Source organism: Tamlana crocina, assembly GCF_012037625.1.
On the sequence record NZ_JAAVJS010000102.1, the window covers coordinates 1 to 582 of the forward strand.

General features: G+C 44.0%; 2 pseudogenes. Both read right to left on the reverse strand.

Going from position 1 to position 582, the window contains the following annotated elements:
• Positions 1-485: pseudogene (locus HC176_RS15815) on the reverse strand (glycosyltransferase family 9 protein); the annotation flags it as partial.
• Between the two features lie 9 nt (positions 486-494).
• Positions 495-582: pseudogene (locus HC176_RS20410) on the reverse strand (DUF4254 domain-containing protein); the annotation flags it as partial.

Below are 582 nucleotides of genomic sequence, written 5' to 3' on the forward strand. Positions count from 1 at the left end.
TTAGGCAGCAGATCAACCACTTCCGGATCTATGGGATAACCTAACTTTTCGAATACTTCAGCATATCGCTGATGAGTCGGCTTCAGTTGGATGAAGACTTTATTTTCCTTTCGGGTGAGGGCTTTCCTTTCTCTTCGGCCTTTATCCAGTTGTTTTACGGGAATTCCCTTCAGCTTAAAGAAAAGCTTTAGAATGTTGGAGCGTAGCACGTTGTGAAGATCGGCTACGGCATCAATTTTAAGGTCCAGTAGTTCTTCAGAAAGTCTTTTTAAACCCCCAATTCCTTTGTGCCTGCCCTTGACTTCAGCAGCAAACACATCGACATTCTGCAGGTCTTTAAAGAGCGGGACAAAAAATCCGCGGGTGAGCAGGGTGATCTTTACATCGGGATATTTTTCAGAAAAAGCCTTTAGCACCGGCACCATCATGGCCACATCTCCCATGGCAGAGAGACGGATGACTAAAATATGGCCGGGCCTTTCCATTGAAAAATGTTATTTTTTGGCTCCTCTTAATACAGGGTTAAGCTCGTCATCGTTGTACATCTTCATTTGTTTGTACACCTTCATGTATTTGTCCCCA